This window comes from Lysinibacillus sp. NPDC093216, assembly GCF_050280325.1.
In the GTDB taxonomy this organism is placed as follows: domain Bacteria; phylum Bacillota; class Bacilli; order Bacillales_A; family Planococcaceae; genus Lysinibacillus.
Map to the genome: position 1 here is coordinate 1 of NZ_JBNNVB010000031.1, position 16528 is coordinate 16528.

Consider the following 16528-nt stretch of genomic DNA (forward strand, 5'->3'; position numbering starts at 1 on the left):
GTCGCTTCGCTTTCGCACAGATAAAACATTTGTTGCTGTCGCTTCGCTTTCGCACAGATAAAACATTTGTTGCTGTCGCTTCGCTTTCGCGCAGAGCAAAGCTTCCTCTGGGGGCGTCCGATGAGCCGCTTGGGCCAACAGATGTTTTTTGCGCGAAATCGTAGTGCTAACGTAGCGGCAGCGGCAACAGCACCGATGTTGGTCACGAAGGCGTTATCACAGGACGTGATGGTTTTAAGCCTTCGTTCCCCTATGTCCTCGCTCAAGGGTCTGATGCTGATCCCCAAGTAGTCGCCAAGTCTTCACTTCAATCAACTTAAATACATGGCATATGTTTTAACAAATGTCATCCACAACTTTTGGTGATGAGCCAAAATAATGTAAGTAATAAAGCTTTTACGGATTTTAACTTCTGACAAAAAATCGCTCCATTTCTATCAGCGAATCTCAAGCATATCAATTATGCCTCGGCAAATTGCGTTCGGAGGCTTTAACTTCTTGCTTGGACTCTCTAATAAGAATGGAGCGAGCATATAATTTTATCCTTAAAAATTGGAAGTGGCTTTAGCTTTCTTCATTAGCAGGAGCTTCTTCATAACTGGTGTATTGGTCTTTCCCAGCATTTTTCGATTGATACAACGCCTTATCTGCACGCTCAAATAAGCTTCTTTCTGACTCATCTGGATGAATGCAAATAGCACCGCCCATACTGACTGAAAGTACAGACCATCTATCAATAGAAACTTTATCCTCATACTTCAAGTGATGAATTTTCTCCAAAATAGAATTTGCTAATCTTCCCATACATTCATCCTTCGTATCATATAAAACAATTGCAAATTCATCTCCACCAAATCTTACAACAAAGCCATTCTTCCCCACTTCTTGTTTTAAAGTTCTCGCTGTTTCAATCAGAATTTTATCACCTTCAACATGTCCAAACCGATCATTTACTTGTTTAAAATTATCTAAATCTAACAGCAATAAACCCGGTTGATTCGTCTTCCTATGTCTTAATAATTTATCCATTTTACTAATATAGGTAGCACGATTATAAACATTTGTTAAAGGATCATATGTTGCAAGATGAATCGTTTTGGAAAGGAGTTTGTTGATGACTAATAGCATGATGAAAGAAGTTACTAAGGCAATACAAAGCAATACTCGAAACTGCTTTGTATTTTTAGTTAGTGCTCTCATTTCTGTGAAATTACCATATTTCACATATACAACTCTTTTCGAGGATTCTCCCCGAACCGCTTCAGCTTCGTATGGTATAAAACGGTACTTTTCAATATAACCATTATTAAACCCCTTTTGATATTCCGTTGGCTTCATCGTTTTTTTGGCTAGCTCAAAATGCTCTTGAAACATTTTCGATTGATCTTTTACAGTTATTTCATGAGATTTAGAATCATCAAAGAAAACCCCACCCGCATTTATCGTTTGTACTTCTAACAAATCTGCATATTTATCTATTAGATAGTCAGCAGTCTTTCCGAAGTTAAAAGTTTGGAATACAGGATCATCAAGTAAGTCTATACCTACCTCGAATAAATATTTCTTGTCAGGTGTTGCTAAATAGCCAAATTTTCGATATCCCCCAGTAGTTGTTGAAATATCAATACCATCAGTGTAGAATTCTCCGCTTGCTCGACGTTTGTCTAGTAAAGTAGAAAAACGGTGGCAACATTGAGAAAAAGCTAAACCTTTATCTTTTTCAAAAGTTGTATAAATTACGGTATTTGATTGGTCGAGTATGTACACATCCATTCCATTTTCGCTTTTTATTTTCTGTAAATCCCACTTCGCTATATGTGGGTTTTCTTTATAATAAGTAATTAGTTTTCGTAGTACTTCTTCCATTTTGTCAGAGAGATTTTGATCAAAATAAAAATGTGCATTATCTACAGCCTGCATATCTTTAAGAATATGGTTTTCAATTAATGTTCTATTCATGACTTCTTGTTTTTTCATATCCTCAGTAAGTATTTGCCTATTAACGTAAAAAATCACACCCACTAGTATTAATGCAAAGGCAATTAAAGATATTAATAATTTAATTCTTAGGTTTTTCATTAACTTGTCCTCTACTTATTTTCACCATCATATTTTCTGAAACATTTAGAGATTTATTAGTACCATAGACTAAATAGCTTTTCACACAAAAGTTATATCAATTATACAGTTACTGGTATAAGTATGTATATAAAAAATGCCTCGATACTAATCTATGTTAGCATCGAGGAATTCTTTAATCCCTAATTTGTAAGTAAGCTAGTTCTTCAGCCGTTAATTCTCGATATTCGCCTAATTCTAGACTGTCATCTAGCTTTAGGCTGCCCATCGATAGGCGTTTTAAATACGTTACACGTTTACCAACAGACTCAAACATACGCTTCACCTGATGAAACTTACCTTCTTGAATCGTTAACTCAATTTCTGATTGCTGAGCAGATTTTAATATGATAAGCTCTCCTGGTTTTGTTACATAACCATCGTCTAGCTCAACACCTTGAGCAAATTTCTCGCAGTCTTCCTCAGTCACAATTCCTTCTATTTGTGCATAGTAAACCTTCGGCACATGTTTTTTAGGAGACAATAAATTATGGGCTAATATGCCATCATTTGTTATCAACAATAATCCCTCTGTATCTTTATCTAAGCGACCTACAGGGAAAGGCTGGAAATGTTGATGTAAAGGATCTAACAAATCGATGACAGTTTCATCTCGTAAATCCTCAGTTGCAGAAATAACACCAGGAGGTTTATTCATCATAAAGTATACAAATTCTGTATAGTTCACACGTTCACCAAAAACGGAGACATCCTGCTTGTCAGGATCAACATGTAATGCTGCATCCTTCGCATATGCGCCATCTACTGTCACCGCTTTTTGCTTTAGAAGCTGCTTAACTTCCTTGCGTGACCCGTAACCCATATTCGACAGTAATTTATCTAAACGCATTAGTACCTCCTATTTAAATCCCAGTTTGTTTGTAATTCTTGTCAATCGTTCACCGAGAAGCTTTTGTGCTAAGCCTAGGCGTAAAGACAAATAGCCATATACTGCTACACCTACTCCAGCACAAATAACAGAATAAACTAATGCAGAGAATTTACCACTTACCGGTCCCATTAATAACACTAAAAGTTTATGAACGAGTAATACACTTACCGCCATTGCCGCTGTCAAAAGAGAAATGAGCGTGACACGACGAATAACCATTTCTGATTTATAGTTCAGAGTTTTTCGTAACACAAGCATATTAATAATAATTGAAACACTATAGCCAATAGCTGTAGCAAGGAGTGCGCCATCTGCCTCCATCCAACGAATTAACGGAATGTTAATCGCTAGCTTGACTAAAATTCCAGTTAACAAGCTTAAGACAATCCACTTTTGGAAGTCGATGCCCTGTAAAAGAGCTGCTGTCACTTGGAATAATGCAAATAAAATAGCAACAGGTGCATAATGGGCTAAAATCATAGCACCCATCTCGCTTTCAGTATAGAGCATAAAGTAAATTTCATTCGATAACAATGAAATTCCAACTACCGCAGGCAATGTAATAAAAATTAATATTTGATATGTTTTATCCATTGCATGTCGAAGCGATAAATATTCACCTTGCGTAAAGTACTTTGTAATCGTCGGTACTAGTGCCGACGAAAAACCTGTAGCTAACATTACTGGGATAATGACAACCTTTTGTGTTGTAAAGTTGATCATTGATAAATACTTATCCGTTACTTCCGCTAAGCCTATAGATATCATAGCTCCATTAAATGTCAGCATATCTACTAATTGGAACAACGGATTGGCTACGCCTACAAATACCATTGGAATTGAATACGTAATTACTTCTTTATATATGTTGGACATTGGTAGCTGTGTAGACGTCACACTTTGACTGCGCAGTAAATCAAATTCAGGTTGATACTTCTTCCAATAATAATAAAGTACTAGCAACCCACCAATTGCCCCAATAAATGCAGCAAATACTGCAAAGGAAACAGCTGTTTCTGGTTTCCCTTTGAAAACTACCACAACTAAGAAAGAACCACCCAATAACACAACAATACGAACAATTTGCTCCACTAACTGAGAAACCGCTGTAGGCTCCATTTTGTCATAGCCTTGGAAAAATCCACGCCAGAGGCTCATAAATGGCACGACAATTAACGCAAAACTAACCCAGCGAATAACTGAAGCAATTTGCTCTACCGTAAATGCCTGATCATCACTTTTAATAACAAGCCCCGCTATTGGCGTAGCTAGCACAAAAAGAAAAATAAACGCCGCAAACCCCGTACACATCATTATAAGTATGCCTGATTTCATAAGTTTGCGGCCTGATTGATAATCACCCATTGCATTGTATTTAGAAACAAACTTGGATACAGCAATTGGCGCACCTGAGATGGCTACTGCTAGCATTATCGAATAGGGAATATATGCATATTGATAGAGGGCAACATTTTCCTCACCCACAATCGCATAAAAAGGAAAAATATAAATTAATCCGAGCACCTTCGATAAAAACATTCCCATTGTTAATATCGCGGTACCTTTCATTAAATTGGACATCGTACCCATCCATTCATCGTAAAATCAATATTTTCATTACCGTAACACTTATAAAATATTTGCTACATGCAGAGCAGTCTTTTTTCAAAGCATTAGAGGTTTAACCTGCTTCTAGAGCAGTTCTTTCTGCTACCTGAGAAGTTTCACTGGGTACCCAAGCGGTTTCTTCCGCTACCCGAGCACTTTTACAGGGTTGTTTCAAACGTTCTTTACTGTTCAAATCTTAATACTACGCCAATAAAAAATTCAGCAAAACAACTAGAAAGCACATCATCGCAAAATATTAAATAAGTAAACCAATTGTAATCTTAACATATTTATAGGTATACAGACGCACAAATACATTAAAAAGTTCTAGAAGCTCTATAAAAAAAATAGTGGTTGTGCCCTTCCCATAGAAAGTAGAAGGCTCAAAATAATCGGTGGAGATTAAGAAAATCCCCACCGATTAATGCTACTTCTCTATTACATATCTACGAAAAATTGTTTATACCATACTAAGAACACATAGGCTGTCCAAATATAACGTCCACGATTTGCTTTTTCTTCATAGTGCTCATCTAGGTAGCCTACTAATTGTTTTGTATCAAAGAATTCATTGGCAAAGTCAGTTGTAAACATTTCTTTTACCATCTTATAATACTTTTCTTCACGCAGCCAGTGGCGAATTGGCACTGGGAAGCCAAGCTTTGGCCGTTTTGCCCATTCTTCAGGTAATTCCTGATGTGCAGCTTGACGAAGAACATATTTCGTATCAATGTCATTTACGCGATATTTTGATGGAATGTTTTTCGCTAATTCCATCACTTCTTTATCTAAAAATGGTACACGTAATTCAATAGAATGAGCCATACTCATTTTATCTGCTTTTAATAAAATATCACCTGGCATCCAAAGATTTAAATCAAGATACTGCATTTTAGTAACATCATCATCACCTGGAACCTCATCGTAAATACGTTTTGTAATCGATTTAACAGATGGACCATTTTTATAGTCTGGTTTCAAGACATTTAATGCATCTTCTTCGTCCCATACAACCGCTTCCCCAATGAAGCGTTCTTCTACTGTTTGACCACCTTTAACGAGAAAGTTCGAATATTGATTTTTAGGTAACGCCTCTGCTATACCACGTAACGCTTTACGAATACCAAATGGGATTTTCTCATATTTTTGCATTTTACCAGAGTTTTGGTACCATGAGTAGCCACCAAAAATTTCATCCGCACCTTCACCTGAAAGTACTACTGTTACATCCTTCGATGCTAACTCAGAAAGGAAATAAAGTGGTACAGAAGATGGGTTTGATTGTGGCTCGTCCATATGCCACTGAATTTTTGGTAATGCTTCAAAACACTCATCTGCCGAAATATATTTACGTTCATTTTGAATATTTAATGTATCCGATAAATCTTTTGCTAAATTTGTTTCATTAAACATATCCTCGTAGTCAGAGAAACCAACAGAGAAGGATTTATCAGGGCGTAATAATGAAGTAATATAACTTGAATCAATACCACCTGATAAGAAAGAACCAACCTTTACATCACTTATTTGATGCGCGTCTACTGATTCACTTACAGTCGTACGAATGTCTTCTACATATTTTTCAATTGGAGCTTCTTTTGCATGGAATTTTTTATCCCAATACTGCACAATTTGCTTTTGTCCATTTTGAATAAGCATATAGTGTGCTGGTTGTAATTTGTACACACCTTTAAAGAACGTTTCGTCCATTGAAGAATATTGGAACGTCAGATACGGACGTAGCGCATTTTTATTTAATTCTTTAATAAATGCTGGGTGTGGTAAAAATGATTTAATTTCTGAACCGAAAATAAACGTACCATCTGTTGTGTTTTCTGTATAATACAGTGGCTTAATACCGAAGCCATCACGAGCGATGAATTGTAAATCATTCTTTTTATCCCAAATACAGAATGCGAACATCCCGCGAAGCTTTTTGACAAATTCTACTCCGTATTCAACATAACCATAAATAATAACTTCACTATCGGAGTGTGTTTTAAAGTTGTGACCTTTTTCAACCAAATCAGCACGTAGCTCTTGGAAGTTGAAAATCTCTCCATTAAATACGAGAACGATATTACCATCTGCACTGTACAACGGCTGATTTGCCACGTCTGATAAGTCGATAATACTTAATCGACGGAATCCTAACGTTACTTTATCATCACTGTGAATCCCACCGCTGTCTGGTCCACGGTGAATAATTGTATTCATCATATTTTCGATCGTTTGATGATGATCGATCACATTTGTTCCATTAATATAGCCTATAAATCCGCACATTCTATTTTTCACCTCATAATTTAGTGCTTAACCTTTACCATAATAGCATGAAAAGACATTCATTTCATACAGACAATATAGATAAAGCAAAACTTTCATCAGTGAGGTTATTCTACACTGATTATTCGTTCACCACGAGCACTTTATCTCTCGAAAATACCTCAATTTTCCTTCAAAACTTTACACGCTTAAGCTCCTCACCATAATGTGGAGTTGATTTCCGTTCCGACTGGGCGCTTTGTAGCTGCCGCTTCGCTTTCGCGCAGAGCAAAGCTTCCTTGGGGCGTCCGATGAGCCGCTTAGGCCAACACGATGTTGGTCACGAAGGCGTTATCACAGGATGTGATGGTTTTAGCCTTCGTTCCTCTATTGCTGATCCCCAAGGAGTCGCCCAGTCTCCACTCCAATCAACTGATATACATAGCAAAAGTTTTATCACATGTCATTCCCAACGTTATGGTGACAAGCTACTTAAAGTAGAAGATAAGGAATTATAAAATACTTTTGTTTTATTTTCAATGTGAAAGAAGCCCCTCTATATAGACTTCATGTATAATAGGAAAGATTCCTAATTTGAAAAGAAAGTGAGTTTAAATATATGTACGATGTTATCGTTATCGGTGGTGGCCCATCCGGTTTAATGGCTGCTATCGCTGCTGGAGAGCATAAAAAGAAAGTATTATTACTAGAAAAAGGGACGAAGCTTGGCAAAAAATTGGCCATTTCAGGCGGTGGTCGCTGTAATGTCACAAATCGTTTACCTGTTGAAGAAATAGTTAAGCACATACCCGGGAACGGTCGTTTTCTTTACAGCCCATTCACGGTTTACAATAACGAAGATATTATCACATTTTTTGAAGGACTTGGCGTGGCATTAAAAGAGGAAGATCATGGGCGTATGTTCCCTGTATCTAATCGCGCGCAAGATGTTGTAGATGCACTTATTCGCCAGCTTCAGAGGCTACATGTTGAAGTGCGCTTAAACACACCTGTTAATAAACTTCTAATGGATGAGGAAAAAATTCTTGGGGTACGCCTTACAGATGGCACAGAAATTCGTAGTGAGGCAATAGTCGTTGCAGTTGGCGGAAAAGCTGTTCCACAAACAGGCTCAACAGGAGATGGTTATCCATGGGCAGAGCGTGCTGGCCATACAATTACAACTCTTTTCCCTACTGAGGTTCCTGTTCTATCAAAAGAGGATTTTATTCAAGCTCGTGAGTTACAGGGGCTTGCCCTAAGAGATGTCGCTGTCTCTGTTCTAAACAAAAAGGGCAAGGTGCTCGTCACACATCAAATGGACATGCTCTTTACTCATTTCGGATTAAGCGGTCCTGCTGTTTTACGCTGTAGTCAATTTGTAGTGAAAGAATTAATGAAAACAGGTTACGAGCCTGTGACAATGCGTATTCAAACACTTGTAGATTATAATGAAGAAACGTGTCTGCAATATTTAAACAGACTCATTAAAGAAGATCCAAAAAAAGCGGTGAAAAATGTTTGGAAAGGAATTGCACCTGAAAGCTGGCTTCTATTTTTATGTGAACGTGCAGACATCGATGTACAACTGACAGGTACTGAATTATCACAGGAAAAAATCCGCAATTTAGCTAAACTACTCGTCAACTTCACAATGACAGTTAGTGGTACGCAATCCCTTGAAAAAGCATTCGTCACTGGAGGTGGCGTCTCTATTAAAGAGATTGAACCGAAGACAATGGCTTCAAAGAAAAAAGCTGGTTTATTTTTCTGCGGAGAAATCCTTGATATTCATGGCTACACAGGAGGCTATAATATAACATCTGCACTCGTTACAGGACGTATTGCAGGGATGAATGCAGCACTTTAATATACCCTGTATCTCAGACTTCTATCAGCGATTTTCAGCAGCTTATCAGCGATTCAAGTTACTTCTCATCATAATAAAAAGCGTGTCCCGAAATGGACACGCTTTTTTAGCTATCTTTAGACATATATACTTCCTCAAATGGTTGAATGATGACAAATCCTTCACCTGAAAACGCCATTTGAATGGATTCGCCACTACCACGACCGATAAATGTTCGGAAGCTAATATCTGTTTTAAACTCTGGTGCCAGATTACCTGACCATGCTACTGTGGCATGAGGATCTGTATAGACCGTTTCACCAGGCTTCACTAACAATGTTAACGGTTCGAAATGAGTTGTGATAGCTACCTTCCCTCTTCCTTGTAAGGTTACATTAAACAACCCACCTGACATCACGCCTGCCATTTTACGCATTAAATGAATATCCCAATCAATACTTGGCTCAAAGGCAAGTAAATCATTGCCGTTTACACAAATACTTTCGTCCTTTAAATCGAAGACCGTTATTTTTTTCCCTTGATCGGCTAAATAAAGTCGCCCCTTACCTTTCGCTTTCATAAGTTGTGTACCTTCGCCGGTTAATGCTTTTTTAAACATTTTACCGAGGCCATGTTCCAACACACGCTCACGCTCAAACTTAATATCTCCTATGTAAGAAATCATCGCGCCCATTTTCGACCAAACCTCGCCATTTAGGTTGACCTCCAATACACGTTCAGTTTCTAACTCGAAATATTCATTTTCATTGTCGTCTTGCTGTGTTTTATTAACAAATTCATTTAAAGAAAACTTCCCCATTTCACATAGCCTCCTTGTTTATTTTATATACGTTTCAACTTTTAAAAAGATTCAATTAATACTGTTTACTTTTTTATTAGATGACTCCTCTATCCCTTAATATAATTAAACAAGCTTTATTGAGGAACATAAGGGGTGACAAAAAAACAGTTTGATCGCCCTCTTGAAAATGAACCCCTCAATCGCTTTCCGTTACAAAATTTCTCTTTTGGTAGCGAAATCACTTTATTTCCCGTAATGATATTGACATCAGACACCGACTGTTATACATTAAACAGAGATTAATCAAGTGTTATATAACAACAGCTACAAAAAATGACCATACAAGCGTCATGTGCGAAATGACACTCATATGGCCGATACCTTCAAGTGCGAATTGAAAGTATAATTTATTGTGTAGCGGAGACGTCTCCAACCTTTTGAGAAGCTTCTTTTAATGCTGTTCGTTTACGTACATCTGCACGTAATGTTAATGAAATAATTAATGAAGCAGCTATTAATCCTGTAAACACATAGAATACTGGAATATAACTTCCATAAGAGTTTTTAATTGTGCTCACTAAAAGCGGTCCAAAAATACCACCTAATGACCAAGTCGTTAATAAATAACCATGAATAACTCCAAGTTGTTTCGTACCGAATAAATCACTTGCAAATGCAGGTAGATTCGAGAAACCTCCACCATAGCAACTAACAACTAAGAAAATAAGTGCTTGGAAAATAATAACGTTTGTTGTATGCGGTAAGACGATAAATGTAACTAGCTGTGCGATAAAGAAAATTACAAAGACGTTCGAACGACCAATATAGTCAGACACAGCAGCCCATACTAAACGACCACCACCATTAAATAATCCCATTATTCCTACCATTGCTGCGGCTCCCGCAACTGATAATCCTACAATTTCTTGAGCCATTGGAGATGCAACAGAAATCATCATAATACCTGCTGTTACGTTTACTAAATGCATCGACCAAAGCATCCAGAAATGCTTAGTTTTTACAGCTTCACGTGCTGACATGACAGCTAAATCTTTTTTCACTACGTCTTTACCATTATCTGCAGCAGCCTTCATATTCGCTGGCATATAACCAGGTTTAGGCGGTGCTATATATGAAGCCCCTAAAATCATTAACGTGAAATAACTTGCCCCTAAAATAAAGTACGTTGTAGAAATACCTACAGCCTCCATTAAGTTAGCTGCGACCGGCGCTGTAATAAGTGCCCCTGAACCAAATCCAAGTACAGCCATACCTGTTGCTAAACCGCGGCGATCCGGGAACCATTTTACTAATGTCGATACAGGTGCAATATAACCAATACCCATACCCAATCCACTTAGTAAACCATATGTTAACCAGTACAATGTTACGGAATCCATTGAAATTGCTACACCCGCACCAGCTTGTCCTGCCCCAAATAGAACAGCTGCTATCATTGCAGATTTACGTGGCCCCATTTTTTCTACTAAGTTACCAAATAATGCTGCTGAAAAACCAGCAAGCCCCATCATTATTGTGAAGGCAACCGTTACGTTTGTTTCACTCCATCCCATTTCTGTGACAATCGGTAGCTTGTATACACTGTATGCATATGCTCCACCGATCGAAAGATGAATAGCGATTGCGGATAATGCAATTAACCATCTATTTTTATTCATAATTTCTCTCTTCTCCCCTCTTTTGCTACCTGTGAAAGTTTTATGAACGTCCCTGAAAACAATTTAACACTTAGAATTATTCAAATGCAAGATGTTTTTTCAAAAAATATTATTTCTCTAAAAAGTATTTTATTTTTCACCCTAGTAATTTTATAACGAAAACCTTACAGCCTCTAAGTAAATAGATGTTTATTGAACGAAAACTACAACATTTTTTAGCTAAAATTATTTTTCTACTCTATTATCAAGTTGCACATAAATTATTTTGATATAATTAATTTTGTGCATATTTTCACATGCAATCTATGTATATTGCATTTTTTCTAACTCTCATTAATCCTGCACATTTCTTTAATAGGACACAAAAAGATAATCAATATGTAGAAATTTTTAGAATAAAAGAGAATTTTAAAGCTTAAATAAACGAATTTCTTTCTCGTAAAAGGATGCTAAAAAACACTATTAAATGATTCGTTTAACTTTAATTGGATATCCAATTAAATAAACCCAATACACATTTTGTATATTTCAAAATGAATCATCACTACCCATTCATTTTTATTATTCAAATATATATTTTTTCACTTAAAAATGAATCCTGCACATTATTAGACTATGGCAAGTAATGCTTTTTAAACTTAAAAGCAACTAAACCAATCAGTTATAACAAAAACCTTTGCTATGGCACACAAGTAAAAACAGTAATGTTTTACCAATATTGTAATCGGAATAAAATTTCGAAATAGGATCCTTTATGTAAAAAATAGCGAGTTCTTTATATGATTTTAATTTTATTATTTGTTGTTTTTATACCTCAATTATCACTTTGGTTGCTATTATTCAATTAAAGTCCGTCAATTTTAGACGATTATATGTATCAAAAAGAGATGCTCTAAAATAATTCGAGCATCTCTTTTCGTTCGTTTCCTCTTTTATAGAAAATAAATAAAAAATACAATAATTATTGGCAATAGTGCAAGAAATGAACCAATCGATATATAATGCCTTTTTTCCTCACGCCCATAATAATAGTCAATCACAATAGAATCTACAGTGAAGACTGCTAGAAATGCGCATACTCCAGCTGTATATAAAAACCATCCATATATATTAAATACAATAAAAATCGCCCCTTTTATAAACATAGCAATATACGTTGAACGTTGATGGCCTGTATTTATATATTTCGGCTCCTTTGGAATGTTAAACTTTTTTCGAATTGCTTTTTCTAAAAGCCACTCTAAAAAGAGAACAATGAGTAAAAAAGTAAACATCTCACCGAAACTAAAATCCTTCCCATCTTTTTGCATAAGGGCAATAAATGCTGATGCAGTAACGTCGTCTTTCACCTTGTAAAAGATATTTGTATGTCGATCGCTAAAAGCTAGCTGTTCATCGTTTAAGAACATTTTTAGCTGCACAGCCTGCCCATTATCAAACTCCACCCATACATCACTAAATGCATAATAATCTGTGTCCTTCTTCGATATAACCGCCTTCTTTAGTACATCGGCAATGAGCGTTGTTTCCGGATCTGTTTTATAAGCTTGTTGTCCAAAAATCCAGCCAGTTCTTCCTGCCTTAAAGGTATCTTCCTGCCAATTCTGCGCAATGGTAAATTGTTCAATATTTTCATGTTGGGCTAGTTCAACAATGCTAGCATGTTTAGCTATGTCTACTTGTTTCCATGGCCCAACTACAATTAAAAAGAGGATCGTCACGACAGCTCCAATGATAATCGTCGGATATCGCCATCTACTAGGTTGTTTATTTTGCTGAGAAACATTTTGCAAAATTCGCTCCTGCAATTGTTGTGAAAAACGCGGGGCTTCTCCAAGCTCTTTATCCAGTTTATCCTTAAAAGATGTCATCTTCTAGCACCTCCCAATGACTCGAGTCCAGTTTTTCCTGCAATATTTGCCTAGCTCTGCGAAGTCTTGTCTTCACTGTATTTTCTGTACATGCAAGAACCTCTGCTATCTCTCGAACCTTTAATTCTTGATAATAATAAAGAATAATTACTTCTCGATAGGTGATTGGAAGCTCAAACAAAGATGCTGTTAAAATTCTCCGCTCATCCTCCTCAAGCAAATTTGTTTCAGGCGTCCGCTTACTGGCTCCTATGTGCAATTTTTCAAATAAAATATGACGCTTATTTTTCCAGCTCCGTAAATAGTCATGGCTTTTATGTACTGTTATTTTTACTAAATATGTTTTTAGTGAGGATCGTTGTTCAAAGCGCTCTTGTTGCTGGTAATAAGCAAAAAATACATCTTGAACGATTTCTTCAGCAATTGCCCAGTCTTTAACATATAAATAAGCTACTCGAAGACAATATTCACCATGTTCATTCATAATATTTGCTAAATGCTCACTCAAACAAACACCTCCTATTCCCATTCACACTATAGTCGTATCGAAATCTCAGTTGGTTTCAGTAGAAAACAATTTTTTCATAGTAAACGGGGCTAATATTAAAAGATACAAATGTTTCAGCACTAAAACGTGTGGTTAATTCCCGTTCTCGTTCCGGCTGGGGACGTTCGATAAAATGTAAAAAGACAGAATCAAAATTTGATTCTGCCTTTTATCATATATTAATGAAATGATCCAACCATCAAAAGTGCTTCCATTAAGACTCACCTGTTCTGTAACAAGTAATCTTAACTTTTATAGAAGCATATTAAAGTTGTTTCCCTCATTTATTTAACGACGATGTTAACAAGCTTGCCTGGAATGACAATAATCTTCACTAAGTTTTTGCCTTCCATATACTCTTGTACTTTACCATCTGCAAGTGCTACTTTTTCGATTTCCTCTTTTGAAGCATCTTTTGCTACGATGATTTTTGCACGTACTTTGCCGGCAACTTGAACAGCGACTTCCACTTCATCATCAACAAGTTTAGACTCATCATATGTTGGCCATTGCGCATATGAAAGTGTTTCGGCATGACCTAAAATCTGCCATAACTCTTCAGCAACGTGTGGAACCATTGGAGCTAGCATCTTCACAAAACCTTCAGCGTAAGCTGTTGGAATAACATCGGCTTTGTAGCAATCATTGATGAATACCATCATTTGTGAAATAGCTGTATTGAAGCGAATACCTTCGTAATCCTCTGTCACTTTTTTCACAGTTTGATGATATGATTTTTCAAGTGTTTTGTCATCAGAAGCTTGAATTTTCGCAGCGATTGTACCATCTTCATTGACAAATAGACGCCAAATACGATCTAAGAAGCGACGTGCCCCGTCCAAGCCATTTGTTGACCATGCAACAGATGCTTCTAGTGGACCCATGAACATTTCATATAGACGTAAAGTATCCGCACCGTGTGAAGAAATGATTTCATCAGGGTTAACGACATTGCCTTTTGATTTAGACATTTTTTCATTACCTTCACCAAGAATCATCCCTTGGTTAAATAATTTGTGGAATGGCTCTTTCGTGTGTACAACACCTAAATCGTATAATACTTTGTGCCAGAAGCGAGCGTATAGTAAGTGTAATACGGCATGCTCTGCCCCACCGATATAAATATCAACTGGTAACCAGCGTTTCAGTAACTCAGGGTCCGCAACTGCTTCTTTATTAGTTGGGTCAATATAACGTATGAAGTACCAGCTAGAACCTGCCCACTGTGGCATCGTGTTCGTTTCGCGACGACCTTTTTTGCCTGTTTCAGGATCAACAACATTTACCCATTCAGCAATGTTCGCTAACGGAGATTCACCCGTACCTGAAGGACGAATATTATCTGTTTTTGGTAGCACTAATGGTAATTCTGATTCCGGTACTGGCGTCGTTGTACCATCTTCCCAATGAATCATAGGAATTGGCTCTCCCCAGTAACGTTGACGAGAGAATAACCAGTCGCGAAGACGGTAAGAGATTTTCTTCTCCCCTACTCCTTTTTCCTCAAGCCATTGAATTGCCTTAGCAATACCGTCCTCTTTGTTTAAGCCATCAAGGAAGTCAGAGTTAATGTGCTTACCATCTCCTGTAAATGCTTCTTTACTAATGTCTCCACCTTCAAGAACAGGAATAATTTCTAAACCAAATTCTGTTGCAAATTCATAGTCACGCTCATCATGTGCCGGAACCGCCATGATTGCACCTGTACCATATGATACTAACACGTAGTCTGCAATCCAAATCGGCATTTTCTTACCGTTAATTGGATTCACTGCATAGGCACCTGTGAATACGCCTGTTTTTTCTTTCGCTAGATCTGTACGCTCTAGATCAGATTTCATTTTTACTTTATCTAAATAAGCTTCAACAGCTTGACGTTGTTCAGCAGTTGTAATTTGCTCCACTAATTGATGCTCAGGTGCAAGAACACAGTATGTAGCACCAAATAACGTATCAGGACGAGTTGTAAACACTGTGAAGTTTTCATCTGTTCCATCTATACTAAATGTTACTTCTGCACCTTCCGAACGACCAATCCAGTTACGCTGCATATCCTTAATAGACTCTGGCCAATCAACTTCCTCTAAGTCGTCGATTAAACGATCAGCAAAGGCAGTAATTTTAAGCATCCATTGTTTCATCGGACGACGTTCTACAGGGTGACCACCACGCTCTGATTTTCCATCAATTACTTCTTCGTTTGCAAGTACTGTTCCTAGTGCCGGACACCAGTTTACAGCTACTTCATCTATATAAGCCAAACCTTTTTTATAAAGTTGGATAAAGATCCATTGTGTCCACTTATAATATTCTGGATCTGTTGTGTTAATTTCACGATCCCAATCATAGCTAAAGCCTAGCTCTTGGATTTGACGCTTGAATGTCGCAATATTTTTCGCTGTAAATTCTGCTGGGTCATTTCCTGTATCAAGTGCGTATTGTTCTGCTGGTAAACCGAATGCGTCCCAGCCCATAGGATGTAGGACGTTATAGCCTTGCATGCGCTTGAAGCGTGAAAGGATGTCTGTCGCTGTGTAGCCCTCTGGATGTCCTACATGAAGACCTGCACCAGATGGGTACGGGAACATATCTAATGCATAAAATTTTGGTTTTTCAGTTTCATTTTCAGTTTTGAAAATTTTGTTATCTGCCCAATATTGCTGCCACTTTTTTTCAATTTGTTGATGATTAAAACTCATTATTTTTCCTCCTTTGAATGCGTCATACTTTTCTTGAAGAATTGACAAAATATTTAAAAAATAAAAAAACTCGCCCCTTTCTTTGTCAGAAAGGGACGAGAGAATTCGTATCTCCCGCGGTACCACCCACATTAGTGATCACACTCGGCTTTAGCTTCCTTAACGCGGAAGGAACGGCACGAGCTGTTTCACTCGGGC

At 37.3% G+C, this 16528-nt stretch carries 11 protein-coding genes and 1 other annotated feature (1 of these 12 cut by a window edge); of the genes, 2 read left to right on the top strand and 9 right to left on the bottom strand.

Translation table 11 applies throughout. From position 1 onward, the window contains the following. Positions 1-564: 564 nt before the first annotated feature. The 4 genes from ACQKOG_RS23205 to asnB form a co-directional block, all read right to left on the bottom strand. Complete coding sequence (locus ACQKOG_RS23205; RefSeq protein ID WP_370081946.1) at positions 565-2079, bottom strand: GGDEF domain-containing protein; 1515 nt, start codon at positions 2077-2079, stop codon at positions 565-567. 175 nt (positions 2080-2254) lie between these two features. Continuing rightward, positions 2255-2968, bottom strand: a complete 714-nt coding sequence (locus tag ACQKOG_RS23210) for a pseudouridine synthase (RefSeq protein ID WP_415732906.1) — start codon at positions 2966-2968, stop codon at positions 2255-2257. 9 nt (positions 2969-2977) lie between these two features. Further along, positions 2978-4591: a putative polysaccharide biosynthesis protein gene (locus tag ACQKOG_RS23215; RefSeq protein WP_370081950.1), complete on the bottom strand. Its 1614-nt coding sequence runs from the start codon at positions 4589-4591 to the stop codon at positions 2978-2980. A 465-nt stretch (positions 4592-5056) separates the two neighbouring features. After that, on the bottom strand, positions 5057-6904 hold the full coding sequence (gene asnB, locus ACQKOG_RS23220; RefSeq protein ID WP_370081952.1) for an asparagine synthase (glutamine-hydrolyzing): 1848 nt from the start codon (positions 6902-6904) through the stop codon (positions 5057-5059). 290 nt (positions 6905-7194) lie between these two features. Here asnB and ACQKOG_RS23225 point away from each other — a divergent pair, with 290 nt between their 5' ends. After that, a complete protein-coding gene (locus tag ACQKOG_RS23225; protein ID WP_370081954.1) occupies positions 7195-7401 on the top strand; it encodes a hypothetical protein in 207 nt (68 codons plus the stop codon). Positions 7402-7502: 101 nt separating this feature from the next. Beyond that, positions 7503-8753, top strand: a complete 1251-nt coding sequence (locus ACQKOG_RS23230; protein ID WP_370081956.1) for an NAD(P)/FAD-dependent oxidoreductase — start codon at positions 7503-7505, stop codon at positions 8751-8753. Between the two features lie 106 nt (positions 8754-8859). Here the strand turns inward: ACQKOG_RS23230 and ACQKOG_RS23235 are convergent, their stop codons facing one another. The 5 genes from ACQKOG_RS23235 to leuS all read right to left on the bottom strand — a co-directional run bounded on the left by ACQKOG_RS23235 (position 8860) and on the right by leuS (position 16330). Continuing rightward, positions 8860-9552: an AIM24 family protein gene (locus tag ACQKOG_RS23235; protein WP_370081958.1), complete on the bottom strand. Its 693-nt coding sequence runs from the start codon at positions 9550-9552 to the stop codon at positions 8860-8862. 389 nt (positions 9553-9941) lie between these two features. Then, positions 9942-11213, bottom strand: a complete 1272-nt coding sequence (locus tag ACQKOG_RS23240; protein WP_370081960.1) for an L-lactate MFS transporter — start codon at positions 11211-11213, stop codon at positions 9942-9944. 932 nt (positions 11214-12145) lie between these two features. Continuing rightward, a complete protein-coding gene (locus ACQKOG_RS23245; RefSeq protein ID WP_427448355.1) occupies positions 12146-13084 on the bottom strand; it encodes a DUF4181 domain-containing protein in 939 nt (312 codons plus the stop codon). Then, on the bottom strand, positions 13071-13592 hold the full coding sequence (locus tag ACQKOG_RS23250) for a sigma-70 family RNA polymerase sigma factor (RefSeq protein ID WP_370081964.1): 522 nt from the start codon (positions 13590-13592) through the stop codon (positions 13071-13073). The genes ACQKOG_RS23245 and ACQKOG_RS23250 overlap by 14 nt, the downstream gene beginning before the upstream one ends. 323 nt (positions 13593-13915) lie before the next feature. Then, positions 13916-16330: a leucine--tRNA ligase gene (gene leuS, locus ACQKOG_RS23255; protein WP_427448356.1), complete on the bottom strand. Its 2415-nt coding sequence runs from the start codon at positions 16328-16330 to the stop codon at positions 13916-13918. A gap of 88 nt (positions 16331-16418) precedes the next feature. Then, positions 16419-16528: a binding site (T-box leader), on the bottom strand (it continues 102 nt past the right edge of the window).